Origin of the sequence: Streptomyces radicis (assembly GCF_003626575.1) — a bacterium.
Lineage (GTDB): Bacteria > Actinomycetota > Actinomycetes > Streptomycetales > Streptomycetaceae > Streptomyces > Streptomyces radicis.
On sequence record NZ_RBDY01000003.1, the window covers coordinates 443,530 to 459,527 of the forward strand.

Annotated in this window: 1 protein-coding gene; it reads right to left on the reverse strand. The window is 75.9% G+C overall.

The genetic code is table 11. The annotated features are described in order from the left end of the window. Positions 1–57 precede the first annotated feature (57 nt). The gene (locus D7318_RS33740) at positions 58–15,771 is read right to left on the reverse strand and encodes a type I polyketide synthase (protein WP_408055456.1); all 15,714 of its coding nucleotides are present in this window, start codon (positions 15,769–15,771) and stop codon (positions 58–60) included. Positions 15,772–15,998 lie beyond the last annotated feature (227 nt).

The following is a 15,998-nucleotide window of genomic DNA, read 5'->3' on the forward strand; positions in this document are numbered from 1 at the left end:
GGAGTGGCTGGGTCGGCGCGGGCGCGGGCGGCGCGGTGGTCTTCGGGGGCGCGGGGGTCACGGCGCTTCGAGCTCGTCGTCGAGCAGGTCGAACAGCTCGTCGTCGGACGCGGTGTCGAGCTCGTCGCCCGAGGCCGCCCGCGCGGGGGCGGTCCGCTCCGCGTCGTGCCACTTCGTCATGAGCACCTGGAGCCTGGCGCCGATCCTGCGGCGCGTCTCCGTCTCGTGCGGGGAGATCCCGGCGAGGGCCGCTTCGAGGCGTTCGAGCTCGCCGAGCGCGGGGAGCGCGGGCGCCTCGTCCTCGCCCACGAGCTGGGTCTTGAGGTGGCGGGCGAGGGCCGTGGCGTTGGGGTGGTCGAACACCACGGAGGCGGACAGCCGTGTCCCGGTGACGGCGCCCAGGCGGTTGCGCAGGTCGACGGCCGCGATCGAGTCGAAGCCGAGGTCCTTGAACGACCTTCCGCCCGGCACCGCGTCCACGTCGGCGTGGCCGAGTGAGGTGGCGGCCAGCGAGCGCACCAGCGCGATCAGCTCGCGGTCGCGTTCGGCGTCGCTCAGGTCGGCGAGGCGCTTGGCCAGGTCGGTGCCCGCGCGCGCGTCGTCGGCCTCGCGGGCGCGGGCCGCGTCGAGGGCCTGGAGTGCCTCGGGCACGCCGGTGATCAACGGGTGCGGGCGGGCGCCCACGGACAGCGGGGCGACGCGCGACCAGTCGATGTCGACGATGGCGAGCAGCCGTTCGCCGTCGGCGAGCGCGCGGGCCAGGCCCGCGACGGCGAGGGCGGGCTCCATGGGCGGGACGCCGTCGGAGCTGAGCCGTTCGCCGACCTCGCCCGCGACGGCACCGGCGCCGCCCCAGTGGCCCCACGGAACGGACAGGGCGGGGAGCCCGGCCGCGCGCCTGTGCAGGGCGAGGGCGTCCAGATAGGCGTTGGCCGCGGCGTAGTTGCCCTGGCCGACGTTGGGGACGGTCCCGGCGAACGACGAGAACAGCACGAACGCCGTCAGCTCGGCCCCGGCGGTCAGCTCGTGGAGGTGGTGCGCGGCCAGGGCCTTGGCGGCGGCGACCGTGTTCATGCTCTCGGGCGTGAGCGCGTCGAGCAAGGTGTCGTCGAGCACGGCCGCGGTGTGGAAGACGGCGGTCAGCGGCAGCTCGGCGGGGATCGCGTCGAGCAGCTCGGCCAGCGCGGCACGGTCCGCGACATCGCACCGGGCGACGGTGACGCGGGTGCCCAACGCCTCGAGCTCGGCGGCCAGTTCGGCCGCGCCTGGCGCCTCGGGGCCCCGGCGCCCGACCAGCAGCAGGTGCTCGGCGCCCGCGCGGGCCAGCCAGTGGGCGATGTGGCCGCCGAGCGCGCCCGTTCCGCCGGTGATCAGGACCGTGCCGCGGGACGGCCGCCACTCGGCGGGCAGCGGGCCGCCGGGGCGGGTGGCGCGTTCGAGGCGGGCGGCGAGGAGCCCGGCGCCCGGGCGCACCGCCACCTGGTCCTCCTCGCCCGCGGGTCCCGCCCCGGTGAGCGCGGCGGCGAGCCCGGGCGCGGCGCCCGGCTCGTCGGGGCTCGCGGGCAGGTCGACGAGGCCGCCCCAGCGGCGGGGGTGCTCGGAGGCCGCGGCGCGGCCGAGGCCCCAGGTCATCGCCTGCGCCGGGGAGTCGAGGCGGTCCCCAGGGCCCGTGGCGACGGCGCCGCTCGTGGCGCACCACAGCGGGGCGAGCAGGGCGATGTCGCCCATGGCCTGGAGGAGCGCCAGGTTGCCCAGCGTCCCCGCCGACTGGGCCGGGGCGGCGGGGACCGGGGCGTCGTCGAGGGCGAGCAGCGAGAGCACGCCGCTGACCAGGGGGGTGTCGGTCAGCGTGCCGCCGAGGAGCGTCGCGAGCGTGGCGCGGTCGGCGGCCGGGTCGACGGCCAGCCGGACGACGTCGGCGCCGTGGTCGCGCAGGGCGCGCTCGGCGCCCTCGGCCCAGGGGTGGTCGGCGCGCCGCGCGGGGACGGCGAGGAGCCACACGCCGTCGAGGGCGGGGGCGGTCCCGGCGACGGGGTGCCACGCGGTGCGGTAGGCCCAGGCGTCGAGCGAGGCCCGCTCGCGCTGGCGGCGCCGCCACGAGGACAGCGCGGGCAGCACGGCGCTCAGCCCCTCGCCGTCGAACTCCAGTGCCTCGGCGAGGACTTCGGCGTTCTCCTCCTCGACGGCGGCCCAGAAGCGGGCGTCCACGTCGGAGGCGCCGTCCGCGCCGGACGGGGCGCCCTCGGCGGCCTCCAGCCAGTAGCGCTGCCGCTGGAACGCGGACGTGGGCAGGTCGACGCGCGGGGTCCGCTCGGGGAAGAGCCGCGCCCAGTCCACCGGGACGCCGCCCACGAACGCCTCGGCCACGGACGTGAGGAAGCGCGGGGCGCCGCCCTCGTCGCGCCGCAGCGAGCCCACCACGACGGCCTCGCCGCCCGCGGCCTCCACGGTCTCGGCGAGCCCGGGGGACAGCACGGGGTGGGCGCTGGCCTCGATGAACCGGCCGTGGCCCTCGGCGATGAGCACGTCCACGGTGTCGCGGAAGCGCACGGTCTCGCGCATGTTCCGCACCCAGTAGGCGGCGTCGAGGCCCGCGGTGTCCATCGGGGCGGCGTCCACGGTCGAGTAGAACGGGACGCGCGAGGAGCGGGGCGCCACCGGGGCCAGGATCTCGGCGAGTTCGTCGGCGATGTCGTCGACCTGCGCGGAGTGGCTGGCGCAGTCCACCGCGACGCGGCGCACGCGCCAGCCGCGCTCATCGGCCGCGGCCATCCACGCCTCGAGCGCGTCGGGGTCGCCCGAGACGACCGTGGCGGCCGGGCCGTTGATCACCGCGACGGACAGGCGGCCCTCCCAGGCGGCCAGGCTCGCGGCGACCTGGTCGGCGGGGACCGCGGCGGACGCCATGCCGCCGCGCCCGGCGAGCCGCCGCGCCAGCAGCGCGCTGCGCCGCGCGACGACGAGCGCGCCGTCGTCGAGGGAGAGGCCGCCCGCGATCACGGCGGCGGCGATCTCGCCCTGGGAGTGGCCCACGACGGCGTCGGGCGCGACGCCGAGCCACTCCCACAGCCGGGCGAGGGAGACCATCACGGCCCAGCAGAGCGGCTGGATCACGTCGAGCCGCTCCGTCGGGGTGGCCAGCTCCTCCCACAGGTCCCATGCGACAAAGGGCCGCAGCGCCTCGGCGCACGCGTCCATCGCGGCGCGGAACGCCGGGAAGGCGTCGGCCAGTTCGAGGGCCATCCCGGCCCACTGCGCGCCCTGGCCAGGAAAGACGAACGCCGTGCGGGACGCGGTCTCGGCGACCTGGCCCACGACGACGGCGGGGGCCGAGGCGCCGGAGGCGACGGTGTCGAGGCCGTCGAGCAGCGAGGCGCGGCCGGTCCCGAGGACCACGGCGCGGTGCCCGAGCAGGGAACGCGCCGACAGCAGGGACGCGCCGACGGCGAGCGGGTCGGCGTCGTTGTCCGGGTGGGGGGCGGCGTCGAGCGCGGCCCGCAGGCGCGCGGCCTGGTCGCGGAGCGCGTCGCCGCCGTGGCCCGAGACCACCCAGGGCACGACGCCACCGGTGATCCCGCCCGGCGCCCCGGCCGACGCCTCCGCCAACTCCTGGGCGGGCTCCGGTTGTTCGAGGATCACATGGGCGTTGGTGCCGCTGATGCCGAACGCCGAGACGGCCGCCCTGCGGGCCCTTCCCGTCTCGGGCCACGCGCGGGGCTCGGTCAGCAGCTCGACGCCGCCCGACGACCAGTCGACGTGCGGGGACGGCTCGTCCACGTGCAGGGTCCTGGGCAGCACGCCGTGGCGCATGGCCATGACCATCTTGATGAGGCCCGCGGCGCCCGCGGCGGCCTGGGTGTGGCCGATGTTGGACTTGATCGAGCCGAGCCACAGGGGCCGTTCGACGTCCCTGTTCCTGCCGTAGGTGGCGAGAAGGGCCTGGGCCTCGATGGGGTCGCCGAGCGCGGTGCCCGTGCCGTGCGCCTCGACGGCGTCGATGTCGTGCGGCGTGACCCCCGCGTTGGCCAACGCCCGCCCGATGACGCGCTGTTGGGAGGGGCCATTGGGGGCGGTGAGGCCGTTGGACGCGCCGTCCTGGTTGACGGCCGAGCCCTTGACGACGGCCAGGACCCGGTGCCCGAGGCGGCGGGCGTCGGACAGCCGCTCGACCAGCAGCATGCCCGCGCCCTCGCCGACCGCGAAGCCGTCGGCGGACGCGGCGAACGCCTTGCAGCGGCCGTCGCGCGCCAGGGCGCGCTGGCGGCTGAACACGACGAGCGCCGACGGCGACGGCATCACGGTGACGCCGCCCGCGAGCGCCAGGGAGCACTCGCCGTTGCGCAGCGCCTGCGCGGCCAGGTGCAGCGCCACGAGCGAGGACGAGCAGGCCGTGTCGATGGTGACGGCGGGGCCTTCGAGGCCCAGGGTGTAGGCGATGCGGCCCGAGGCGACCGCGGCGATGGTGCCGGTGGCCTGGTAGCCCTCGATGCCGTGGGCGTCGTGGGAGGCGCCGTGGCCGTAGTCGTGGTGGGTCATCCCGGTGAAGACGCCGACCGGCGTGCCCTTCAGGGACGCCGGGTCGATGCCCGCGCGCTCGATGGCCTCCCACGAGGTCTCCAGGAGGAGCCGCTGCTGCGGGTCCATCGCCAGGGCCTCGCGCGGCGAGATCCCGAAGAACGCCGGGTCGAACTCGTCGGCGTCGTGCAGGAATCCGCCCTTCTCGACATAGGTCCTGCCCGCCGCGTCGGGGTCGGGGTCGTAGAGGTCGGACACGCGCCAGCCGCGGTTCGTCGGCAGTGGCGAGATGACGTCGCCGCCCTCGTCGGCGAGCCGCCACAGGTCCTCGGGCGAGCGCACCCCGCCCGGGTAGCGGCAGGCCATGCCGACGATGACCACGGGGTCGTCGTCGGCCGCGCCCGGCACGGGGCGCGCGGGGGTGTCGTCCGCCTCGGCCGCGCCCAGGAGCTCGTCCCGCAGGTGGCGGGCCAGGGTGGCGGGCGTGGGGTGGTCGAAGACGAGGGTGGCGGGAAGGCGGAGCCCGGTGAGGGAGTTGAGCCGGTTCCGCAGCTCGACGGCGGTGAGCGAGTCGAACCCGATCGCCCTGAACGGCCTGGTGGGGTCGGGGGCGGCGGCCAGGCCGAGCACCCCGGCGGCGTTGCTGGCCACCAACTCGGTGAGCCGCCGCTCCCGTTCGGCGTCGGACAGGTCGCGCAGCCGGGCGGCGAGGCCCGTGGCGTCCTCGCCCGCGCCCGCCTCGGGGGCGGCCTCGGCCGCGGCGAGCGCGCGGCGCGCCTCGGGCACCTCGTCCATGAGGCGACTGGGCCGCTCGGAGGTGAAGATGACGGAGAACCGCTCCCAGCCGACCTCCATGAGGCCGATGGTCGTGTCGTCGTGGTCGAGGGCCTGGCCGAGCGCGACGGTGGCGGTCTCGGGGTCCATGGGGTGGACGCCATGGCGCCTGGCGCGTTCGCCGACGCTGCCCTCGGCCATGCCCGCACCGGCCCAGATGCCCCAGGAGACGGCGGTGGCGGGCAGCCCTTCGGCGCGGCGCTGTTCGGCGAGCGCCTCGAGGAACGCGTTGCCGGGGGCGTAGTTGCCGAGCCCCGGGACGCCGAAGACGGCGGAGAACGACGAGAACAGCACGAACGCCGAAAGCTCCGACTCCCGTGTCAGCTCATGGAGATGGACGGCGCCCTGGGCCTTGACCCGCAGCACCCGGTCGAGGCGTTCGACGGTCAGGGAGTCCACGATGCCGTCGTCGAGGGTGGCGGCGGTGTGGACGACGGTGCGCAGCGGGCGGTCGGCGGGGATGTCGGCGATGACGGCGGCCAGGGCGTCGCGGTCGGCGACGTCGCAGGGCACCAGGGTGACCTCGGCGCCCGACTCCCGCAGCTCATCGGCGAGTTCGGCCGCGCCAGGGGCCTCGGGGCCGCGGCGGCTGAGCAGCAGCAGGTGCTCGGCGCCGTTGCGGGCCGCCCAGCGGGCGACCTGGGCGCCGAGCCCGCCGGTGCCCCCGGTGATCAGGGTGGTGCCGTCGGGCGTCCAGGAGCGCACGGGCCTGGCGTCGCCGAGCGGGGCGCGCACGATGCGGCGGACCAGCGCGCCGGAGGCGCGGAGGGCCACCTGGTCCTCGCCGTCGGCGCCCGCGACGACTCCGGCGAGCCGGGCGAGGGCCCGCTCGTCGGGCTCTTCGGGGAGGTCGACCAACCCGCCCCACAGGCCCGGCTGTTCGAGGGCGACGACGCGGCCGAGGCCCCACAGCGTGGCCTGGTCGGCGCTGAGCGCGGGCTCGCGCTCCCCGGTGGAGACGGCGCGCCGGGTGGCGCACCACAGGGGCCCGGTGTCCGGCGTGTCGATGAGGGCCTGGATCAGGGCGAGGGACGCGGCGTGGCCGCGGGTGACGGCCGGGTGACCGGTCACCGGGTCGTCGTCGAGGGCGAGGAGGGACAGCACCCCGGCGAGCGGGGCGCCCGCCTCGACGGTGGCCTCGTCGACCAGCGCGGTGAACGACGCGCGGTCGGCGCCGCCGGTGTCGACGGGGCGCGCGAGCACGCGGCAGCCCGCGGCGAGCAGGGCGCGTTCGACGGCCTCGGCCCAGGGGGCGGCGGCCGGTGCGGCGGGGGCGATCAGGAGCCAGGTCCCGGTGAGGGCGGCGGGGGCGCCGCCGACCCGGGGGCGCCAGGTGACGCGGTAGCGCCAGGAGTCCAGCGTGGAACGCTCGCGCCTGCGGCGGCGCCATGACGACAGGGCGGGCAGCACATCGCGCAGCCGGTCGTCGTCGAACTCCAGGGTGGTGGCGAGGGATTGCAGGTCCTCGCGCTCGACGGCGTCCCAGAAGCGCCGCTCGACCTCGTCGCCCGGCAGCTCGTCGCGGTCCGCGTCGGCGGCCACTTCGAGCCAGTAGCGGCGGCGCTGGAACGGATAGGTGGGCAGCTCGACCCGGCCGACGTTCTCGGGGAAGAGCCGGGCCCAGTCCACGGGCACGCCACGGACAAACGCCTCGGCCGCGGAGGTGAGGAAACGCGCCGCCCCGCCCTCGTTCCGCCGCAGCGAACCCACCACGACGGCCTCGGCCGCGGCCGCGTCGACCGTCTCGGTCAGCCCCACGGCCAGCACGGGATGGGCGCTCGACTCCACGAAGCAGCCATGGCCGTCCCGGAGCAGCGCCTCGACGGTCTCCTCAAAACGGACCGTGCTCCGCAGATTCCGCGTCCAGTACGCCGCGTCCAGCGCCGTGGTGTCGATCGGCGCCGCGTCCACCGTCGAATAGAACGGCACCCGCGACGCCACCGGGGCCACGGCGGCCAGCCTCTCCGTCAACTCCTCGGCGATATCGTCCACATGAGCCGTGTGCGACGCGTAGTCCACCGCGATCCGCCGCACCCGCCAACCACGCTCCTCACACGCGCCCATCCACGCGTCCAGCGCCTCAGGATCCCCCGCCACCACGGTGGACGAGGGCCCGTTGACCGCCGCGACCGAAAGACCCCCGAACGGACTCAGGCTCTCCTCGGCCTCCCCCGCGCCCACCGCGACCGACACCATCCCGCCACGCCCGGCCAGGCGTTGACCGATCAACGCGCTGCGCAACGCCACCACCCGCGCACCGTCGTCGAGGGACAGCCCGCCCGCCACCACGGCGGCCGCCACCTCACCCTGTGAATGCCCCACGACGGCAGAGGGCCTGACGCCCAGCCACTCCCACAGCCGCGCCAGCGACACCATCACGGCCCACGACAGCGGCTGCACGACATCCACCCGCGCGAGGTCGCCGTTGAGCTCGGCCCAGAAGTCCCACTCCACGAACTCGGCCAGCGCCGCCGCGCACTCCTCCAACGCCGCACGGAACACCGGGAAGGCATCAGCCAGTTCAAGGGCCATCCCCGACCACTGCGCCCCCTGCCCGGGGAAGACGAACACCGCGCCGGTCTCGGCGCCCGCGCGGCCGATGATCGGCTCGCCGGATCCGTCGAGCACCACGGCCCGATCGTCGAGCAGCGAGCGACCCGACAGCAGGGACCAGCCGACCTCGACGGACGAGGAGCCCAACTCCCCAAGCCGCGCCACCTGTTCGGCCAGCGCCGCCTCGCCACGCGCCGAGACCACCCACGGCACGACCCCGCCGATGACCTCGGTCTCCCCGACGGCAACGGGCTCCGGCTCGGGCGCCTGCTCCAGGATCAGATGCGCGTTGGTGCCGCTGATCCCGAACGACGACACACCCGCCCGGCGCGGACGCCCCGTCTCCGGCCACTCCCGCGCCTCGGTCAGCAGCTCGACCGCCCCCGCCGACCAGTCGACGTGCGGCGACGGCTCATCCACATGCAGCGTCCTCGGCAGCACCCCGTGCCGCAGCGCCATCACCATCTTGAGCACCCCGGCGATGCCCGCGGCGGCCTGGGTGTGGCCGATGTTGGACTTCAACGACCCCAGCCACAACGGCCGTTCGGCGTCGCGGTCCGTGCCGTAGACGGCCTGGAGCGCCTGGGCCTCGATGGGGTCGCCGAGCGCGGTGCCCGTGCCATGCGCCTCGACCGCGTCCACGTCGTCGACGCGGAGGCGCGCGTCGGCGAGGGCCTGGCGGATGACGCGCTCCTGGGAGGGGCCGCTGGGCGCGGTGAGCCCGTTGGACGCCCCGTCCTGGTTGATCGCCGAGCCACGGATCACCGCCAGCACCGGGTGCCCGAGGCGTTCGGCGTCGGACAGCCGCTCCACCAGCACCAGGCCCACGCCCTCGGCGGGCCCGAGCCCGTCGGCCGACGCGGCGAACGCCTTGGAGCGGCCGTCGACGGCGAGCCCGCGCTGGCGGCTGAAGTCGATGAGCCAGCTGGGCTCGGCGACCACGGTGGCGCCGCCCGCGACGGCCATCGCGCACTCGCCGTTGCGCAGCGCCCGCACGGCCAGGTGCAGCGCCACGAGCGACGACGAGCACGCCGTGTCCACGGTCACCGCGGGGCCTTCGAGGCCGAAGGTGTAGGCGACGCGGCCCGAGCCGACGCTGGTGGTGTTGCCCGTGCCGAGATAGCCCTCAAGCTCCTCGGGGATGAGGTGGGCGGGCGGGGCGTAGCCCTGGGCGATGAGGCCCGCGAACACGCCGGTGCGGCTGCCGCGCAGCGCCTCGGTGGCAATGCCCGCGCGCTCGAACAGCTCCCACGAGGTCTCGAGGAGCAGCCGCTGCTGCGGGTCCATCGCCAGGGCCTCGCGCGGCGAGATCCCGAAGAACTCGGCGTCGAACGCGTCGGCGTCGTGGACGAATCCGCCCTCGGTGACATAGCTGGTGCCGGGGCGGGTCGGGTCGGGGTCGTAGAGGGCTTCGAGGTCCCAGCCCCGATTGGCGGGCAGCCCGGTGATGGCGTCGCCGCCCTCGGCGACGAGGCGCCACAGGTCCTCGGGCGTGCGCACATCGCCGGGGAGGCGGCAGGCCATCGCCACGATGGCGATCGGCTCGTCGCCGCCCGCGGCCGGGGTGCCCTGCGTGTCCTCGGCGTTCTCCGCGCCCTCGGGGCCCTCGGCGCCCAGGAGTTCGTCCCGCAGATGGCGGGCGAGGGCGGCGGGCGTGGGGTGGTCGAAGACGAGGGTGGCGCGCAGCCGCAGCCCGGTGGCGGCGTGGAGGCGGTTGCGCAGCTCGACGGCGGTGAGGGAGTCGAAGCCGAGGTCCTTGAAGCCCCGGTTGACGTCGACGGCCTCGCCCGCGCCATGGCCGAGCACGGCGGACGCGTGGGTGCGGACGAGGTCGACCAGGGCGCGTTCGCGGTCGGCCTCGGGCAGCCCGAGCAGGCGCCGCACGAGCGACGACTCGCCCGCGCCCGTGCCGGTGGCGGCGGAGCGGCGGGCGCCGGGCGCGCCGCGCACCAGGCCGCGGAAGACGGGGGGCGGGCCGCCCTGGGCGGCGAGCGCCCGCAGGGCGGCCAGGTCGAGGCGGACGGGGAGGACGACGGGCTCGTCGAGCGCGGTGGCCGCGTCGAACAGGGCGAGCCCCTGCTCGGACGCGACGGGCAGGACGCCGCCGCGCGCCATGCGCGCCAGGTCGGCCTCGTCGAGGTGCCCGGTCATGCCGCTGCCCTCGGCCCACAGGCCCCACGCGAGGGACTGCGCGGGCAGGCCTTCGGCGCGGCGGCGGGCGGCGAGCGCGTCGAGGAACGCGTTGGCCGCCGCGTAGTTGCCCTGGCCCGGGCCGCCGATGACGCCCGCGGCGGAGGAGAACAGGACGAACGCGGCGAGGTCGTGGCCGCGCGTCAGCTCGTGGAGGTGCCACGCGGCGTCGACCTTGGAGCGCAGCACGCGGGACAGCTGCTCGTCGGTCATGGTGCCGATGACCGCGTCGTCGAGGAGCCCGGCGGCGTGGACGACGGCGGTCAGCGGGTGGGCCTCGTCGATGCCGCCGAGCAGCGTGGCGACGGCCTCGCGGTCCCCGGTGTCGCACGCGGCGACGGCCACCCTGGCGCCGAGCTCGGTGAGCTCGTCGATGAGGGCGGCGGCCCCCGGCGCGGCGGGCCCCCGCCTGCTGGCCAGCAGCAGGTGCCGCACCCCGTGCCGGGTGACCAGGTGCCGCGCCACATGGGCGCCGAGCGTTCCGGTGCCGCCGGTGAGGAGCACGGTGCCATCGGGGTCGAGGGTGGGCGGCATGCGCAGCACGATCTTGCCGGTGTGCCTGGCCTGGCTCATGAAGCGGAACGCCTCGGGCGCGCGCCGCACGTCCCACTCGGTGGTGGGCAGCGGCTCGATGACGCCCTCGTGGAAGAGGCCCATGACGACGGCGAGCATGCGCTCGACGCGTTCGGGGCCCGCCGACTTGAGGTCATACGCCTGGTAGGCGACGCCCGGGTGGTCATGGGCGACCCGTTCCGCGTCGCGGATGTCGGTCTTGCCCATCTCGAGGAAGCGCCCGCCGCGCGGCAGGAGCCGCAGCGACGCGTCGACGAACTCCCCGGCGAGGGAGTCGAGGACGACATCCATCCCGGCGCCGCCCGTGACGCGCCGGAACTTCTCCTCGAAGTCCAGCGTGCGCGAGGACGCGATGTGGTCGTCGTCGAGGCCGAGTTCGCGCAGGGCGTCCCACTTGCCCTCGCTCGCCGTGCCGAACACCTCGGCGCCCAGCTGCCTGGCGAGCCGCACGGCCGCCATGCCGACGCCGCCCGCGGCGGCGTGCACGAGGACGCGCTCGCCCGCGCGCAGCCCGCCCAGCTCGACCAGGCCGAAGAAGGCGGTGAGGAACGCGGACGGCGTCGCGGCGCCCGACGCGAACGACCAGCCGTCGGGCAGGCGCGCGAGCCGCCGCTCGTCGGTGATCGCGAGCGGGCCGAGGCCGAACCCCGCGTCGACCACGCCGAGCACCGGGTCGCCGGGCGCGAACCGGCCGACGCCGGGGCCGACTTCGGCGACCACGCCCGCGATCTCGCCGCCCATGCCGGTCTGTCCAGGGGCCATGCCGAGCCCGATGAGGACATCGCGGAAGTTGAGCCCCGCGGCCCGCACGGCGACCCTGACCTGCCCCTCGTCCAGGGGCGCGGCGGCCTCGGGGCGGGGCAGCAGCGCCAGGTTCTCGAACGTTCCCGCGCGCACCGTGTCCAGGCACCAGGGCGCGCCCACGGGCGGCACCAGGGCGCCGCTCACGCCGGGGCGCGCGAGGCGCGGGGCCAGCACGCGGCCGCCGGAGAGCCGCAGTTGGGGCTCGTGCCCGGCGAGTCCGAGCGCCGCGGCGGCGGGCAGCGCGGCGAGCGCGGCGCCGTCGGCCTCGCCTTCGTCGGCCGGGTCGAGGTCGACCAGGACGAGGCGGTCGGGCTGCTCGCTCTGCGCGGAGCGCAGCAGGCCCCAGGCGGCGGCGGCCGTCAGGCTCGCCCCGCTGCCCGCGCCCCGGGCCACGACCACCAGGCGGGCGTCGGCGAGCCGTTCGTCGGCCAGCCACGCGCGCACCTCGGCCAGCGCGTGGGCGACGCCGCGGTGGACGGCGCCCACCATGTCGTCCCCCTCGTCGGCGGCCAGGACGTGCACGGCGACGTCGGGAGCCGCCGCGCCCCCGTCCAACTCCCCGCGCAGCGCGGCGACATCGGCGAAGCGCTCGCCGCCCGCGACGCCGTCGAGCAGCCCTTCGGCGTCGCCGATGACGGCCCATGCGGCGGTGTCGGGCGCGGCCTCGGTGGCGACGGGGACCCAGTCGAGCGCGAAGAGGGCGTCGGCGCCCGCGGCGGAGGGGCGCAGGCTCTCGGCCGCGATCGCGCGCATCGTCAGGGAGCGCACGGAGGCGACGGGCGCGCCCGAGGCATCGGCCGCCTCGACGGCGATCTCGTCATCGCCCAGCGGGGAAAGCCGCACCCTGAGGGCGGCGGCGCCGATGGCGTGGAGGGAGACCCCGCCCCATGCGAACGGCAGCCGGGTGGCCGACGCGGCGGTCCCTTCGGCCCGTTCGGCCCGTCCGGCGGCGAGCCAGCCGTGCAGGGCGGCGTCGAGCAGCGCGGGGTGCAGGGCGAAGCCGCCCGCGTCGGTCCCCTCGGGCAGGGCGACCTCGGCGAACACCGTGTCCCCCGAGCGCCACGCGGCGCGCAGCCCGCGGAAGACCGGGCCATAGCCGTAGCCCTGGTCGAGCAGCCCGTCGTAGAGCCCGTCGAGGTCCATGGCCTCGGCGCCCTGGGGCGGCCAGGCGGTGGCGTCGAACGGCTCGGCGTCGGGCTCGTCGGGGGCCAGCACGCCGGTGGCGTGCGGGAGCCAGGGCTCGTCGCCCGTGGCGTCGCCGGGGCGGGAGTGCACGGTGACGGCGCGGCGGCCCTCGTCGTCCGCGGCGCCCACGGACATCTGGAGCAGGGCGCTGCCCTGGGCGGGGAGGATGAGCGGGGTCTGAAGGGTGATCTCCTCGACCCGCCCGCAGCCGACCTCGTCCCCGGCGCGAACGGCCAGCTCCACAAAGGCCGTTCCGGGCAGCAGCACGGTGTCACCGACGCGGTGGTCGGCCAGCCATGGGTGGGTGCGCAGCGACAGCCTGCCCGTGAACAGCACCTCGTCCGCCGACGCCATCGCCACCGCCGCGCCCAGCAACGGATGTTCGGCCGCCACAAGCCCCGCCGCCGACACATCCCCCGCGCCGCTGTCCGGCGCGAGCCAGTAGCGGCGGCGCTGGAACGGATAGGTGGGCAGCTCCACTTGGGCAACGTTCTCCGGGAAGAGGCGGGCCCAGTCCACGGGCACGCCATGGACAAACGCCTCGGCCGCGGAGGTGAGAAAGCGCGCCGCCCCGCCCTCGTTGCGCCGCAGCGAGCCCACCACGACGGCCTCGGCCCCGACCGCGTCGATGGTCTCGGTCAGCCCCACGGCCAGCACCGCGTGGGCACTTGACTCGACAAAGGAGCAGAAGCCATCGTCGATCAACGCCTCGACGGTCTCCTCAAAACGCACCGTGCTGCGCAGATTCCGCGTCCAGTACGCCGCGTCCAGCGCCGTGGTGTCGATCGGCGCCGCGTCCACCGTCGAGTAGAACGGCACCCTCGACGCCACCGGGGCCACGGCGGCCAGGATCCCGGTCAACTCCTCGGCGATATCGTCCACATGAGCCGTGTGCGACGCGTAGTCCACCGCGATCCGCCGCACCCGCCAACCACGCTCCTCACACGCGCCCATCCACGCCTCCAGCGCGGCCGGATCACCCGCCACCACCGTGGACGAGGGCCCGTTGACCGCAGCGACCGAAAGACCCCCGAACGGACTCAGGCTCTCCTCGGCCTCCCCCGCACCCACCGCGACCGACACCATCCCGCCACGCCCCGCCAGGCGTTCACCGATCAACGCGCTGCGCAACGCCACCACCCGCGCACCGTCGTCGAGCGACAACGCGCCCGCCACCACGGCGGCCGCCACCTCGCCCTGTGAATGCCCCACGACGGCCGATGGCCTGACCCCCAGCCACTCCCACAGCCGCGCCAACGACACCATCACCGCCCAGGACAGCGGCTGCACCACATCCACCCGCGCGAGATCACCGTCGAGCTCGGCCCAGAAATCCCACTCCACGAACTCGGCCAGCGCCGCCGCGCACTCCTCCAACGCCGCACGGAACACCGGGAAGGCATCGGCCAGTTCGAGGGCCATCCCCGACCACTGCGCCCCCTGCCCCGGGAACACGAACACCGCGCGCCCCGCGCCGTCCAGCACCCGCCCGGTGACCGGCTCGGGCGAGCCGTCCAGCACCACCGCCCGGTCCTCGAGAACCGAGCGCGAGGACAGCAGGGACCAGCCCACCTCGACGGGCGAGGAGCCCAACTCCCCGAGCCGCGCCACCTGTTCGGCCAGCGCCGCCTCGCCACGCGCCGAGACCACCCACGGCACCACGCCACCGACGACGCCCGCCCCCGGGGAGGAAGCGGCCTCGGGCTCGGGCGCCTCCTCCAGGATCAGATGCGCGTTGGTGCCGCTGATCCCGAACGACGACACACCCGCCCGGCGCGGACGCCCCGTCTCCGGCCACTCCCGCGCCTCCGTCAACAGCTCGACGGCCCCAGCCGACCAGTCCACATGCGGCGACGGCTCGTCCACATGCAGCGTCCCCGGCAGCACCCCGTGCCGCAACGCCATCACCATCTTGATGACGCCGCCGACGCCCGCCGCCCACTGGGCATGGCCGATGTTGGACTTGAACGAGCCCAGCCACAGCGGCCGTTCGGGCGCGCGGCCCTGCCCATAGGTGGCGAGCAGGGCCTCCGCCTCGATGGGGTCGCCGAGCGACGTGCCCGTGCCGTGCGCCTCCACCACGTCGACCTGGTTGGAGGCCAGGCCCGCGTCGGAGAGGGCCTGGCGGATGACGCGCCGCTGGGAGGGGCCGCTGGGCGCGGTCAGCCCGTTGGACGCCCCGTCCTGGTTGATCGCCGAACCCCTGATCACCGCGAGCACCGGGTGCCCGAGGCGTTCGGCGTCGGACAGCCGCTCCACCAGCAGCACGCCCGCGCCCTCGGCCCAGCCCGTGCCGTCGGCCGAGGCGGCGAACGCCTTGCAGCGGCCGTCGGCGGCGAGCCCGCGCTGGCGGCTGAACTCGATGAAACTCTCGGGCGTCGGCAGCACGGTGACGCCGCCCGCGAGGGCCAGCGCGCACTCGCCGTTGCGCAGCGCCCGCACGGCCAGGTGCAGCGCCACGAGCGACGACGAGCACGCCGTGTCCACGGTCACCGCGGGGCCTTCGAGGCCCAGGGTGTAGGCGACGCGGCCCGAGATGACGCTGGTGGCCTTGCCGGTCATCGCATAGCCCTCGACGGCCTCGATCGGCCGCCCCGCGACGCCGTATCCGGAGGCGGCGGCGCCGACGAACACGCCCGTGTCGCTGCCCGCGAGGGAGTGCGCGGGGATCCCGGCGCGTTCGAGCACCTCCCACGAGGTCTCCAGAAGGAGCCGCTGCTGCGGGTCCATCGCCAGGGCCTCGCGCGGCGAGATCCCGAAGAACTCCGCGTCGAACGCGTCGGCGTCGTGCAGGAACCCGCCCTCGCGCACATAACTCGTGCCGGGGCGGGTCGGGTCGGGGTCGTAGAGCGCTTCGAGGTCCCAACCCCGGTTCTCGGGAAGCCCGGTGACCGCGTCGCCGCCCTCGGCGACCAGAAGCCACAGGTCCTCGGGCGAGCGCACGTCGCCCGGGTAGCGGCAGGCCATCCCCACGATGGCGATGGGCTCGTGGGTCCTGGCCTCGAGCTCGGACAGCCGCTCGTTGGCCTGGCGCAGATCGGTCGTGGCCCGCTTCAGGTAATCGCGGAGCTTGGCTTCGTTACTCATCGGTGCGTCACCTATTCCGAGCCGCGTCAGGCTTCTTCAGTTGGTCGTCGAGCAGGTCGAACAGTTCGTCGTCCGTGGCCGCGTCCAGGGAGTCGCCGGGCGCGGCCTCCTCCTCGGACCTGGTCCTGCCGTCCCAGTCCGACGCCATGGCGCGCAGGCGCAGCGCGATCTCGCCGCCCAGGTCGCCCTCGACGGTGAGGGCGCCCAACGCCGTTGCCAGGCGGTCGAGTTCGGTCAGCATCCGGACGACGTCGCCG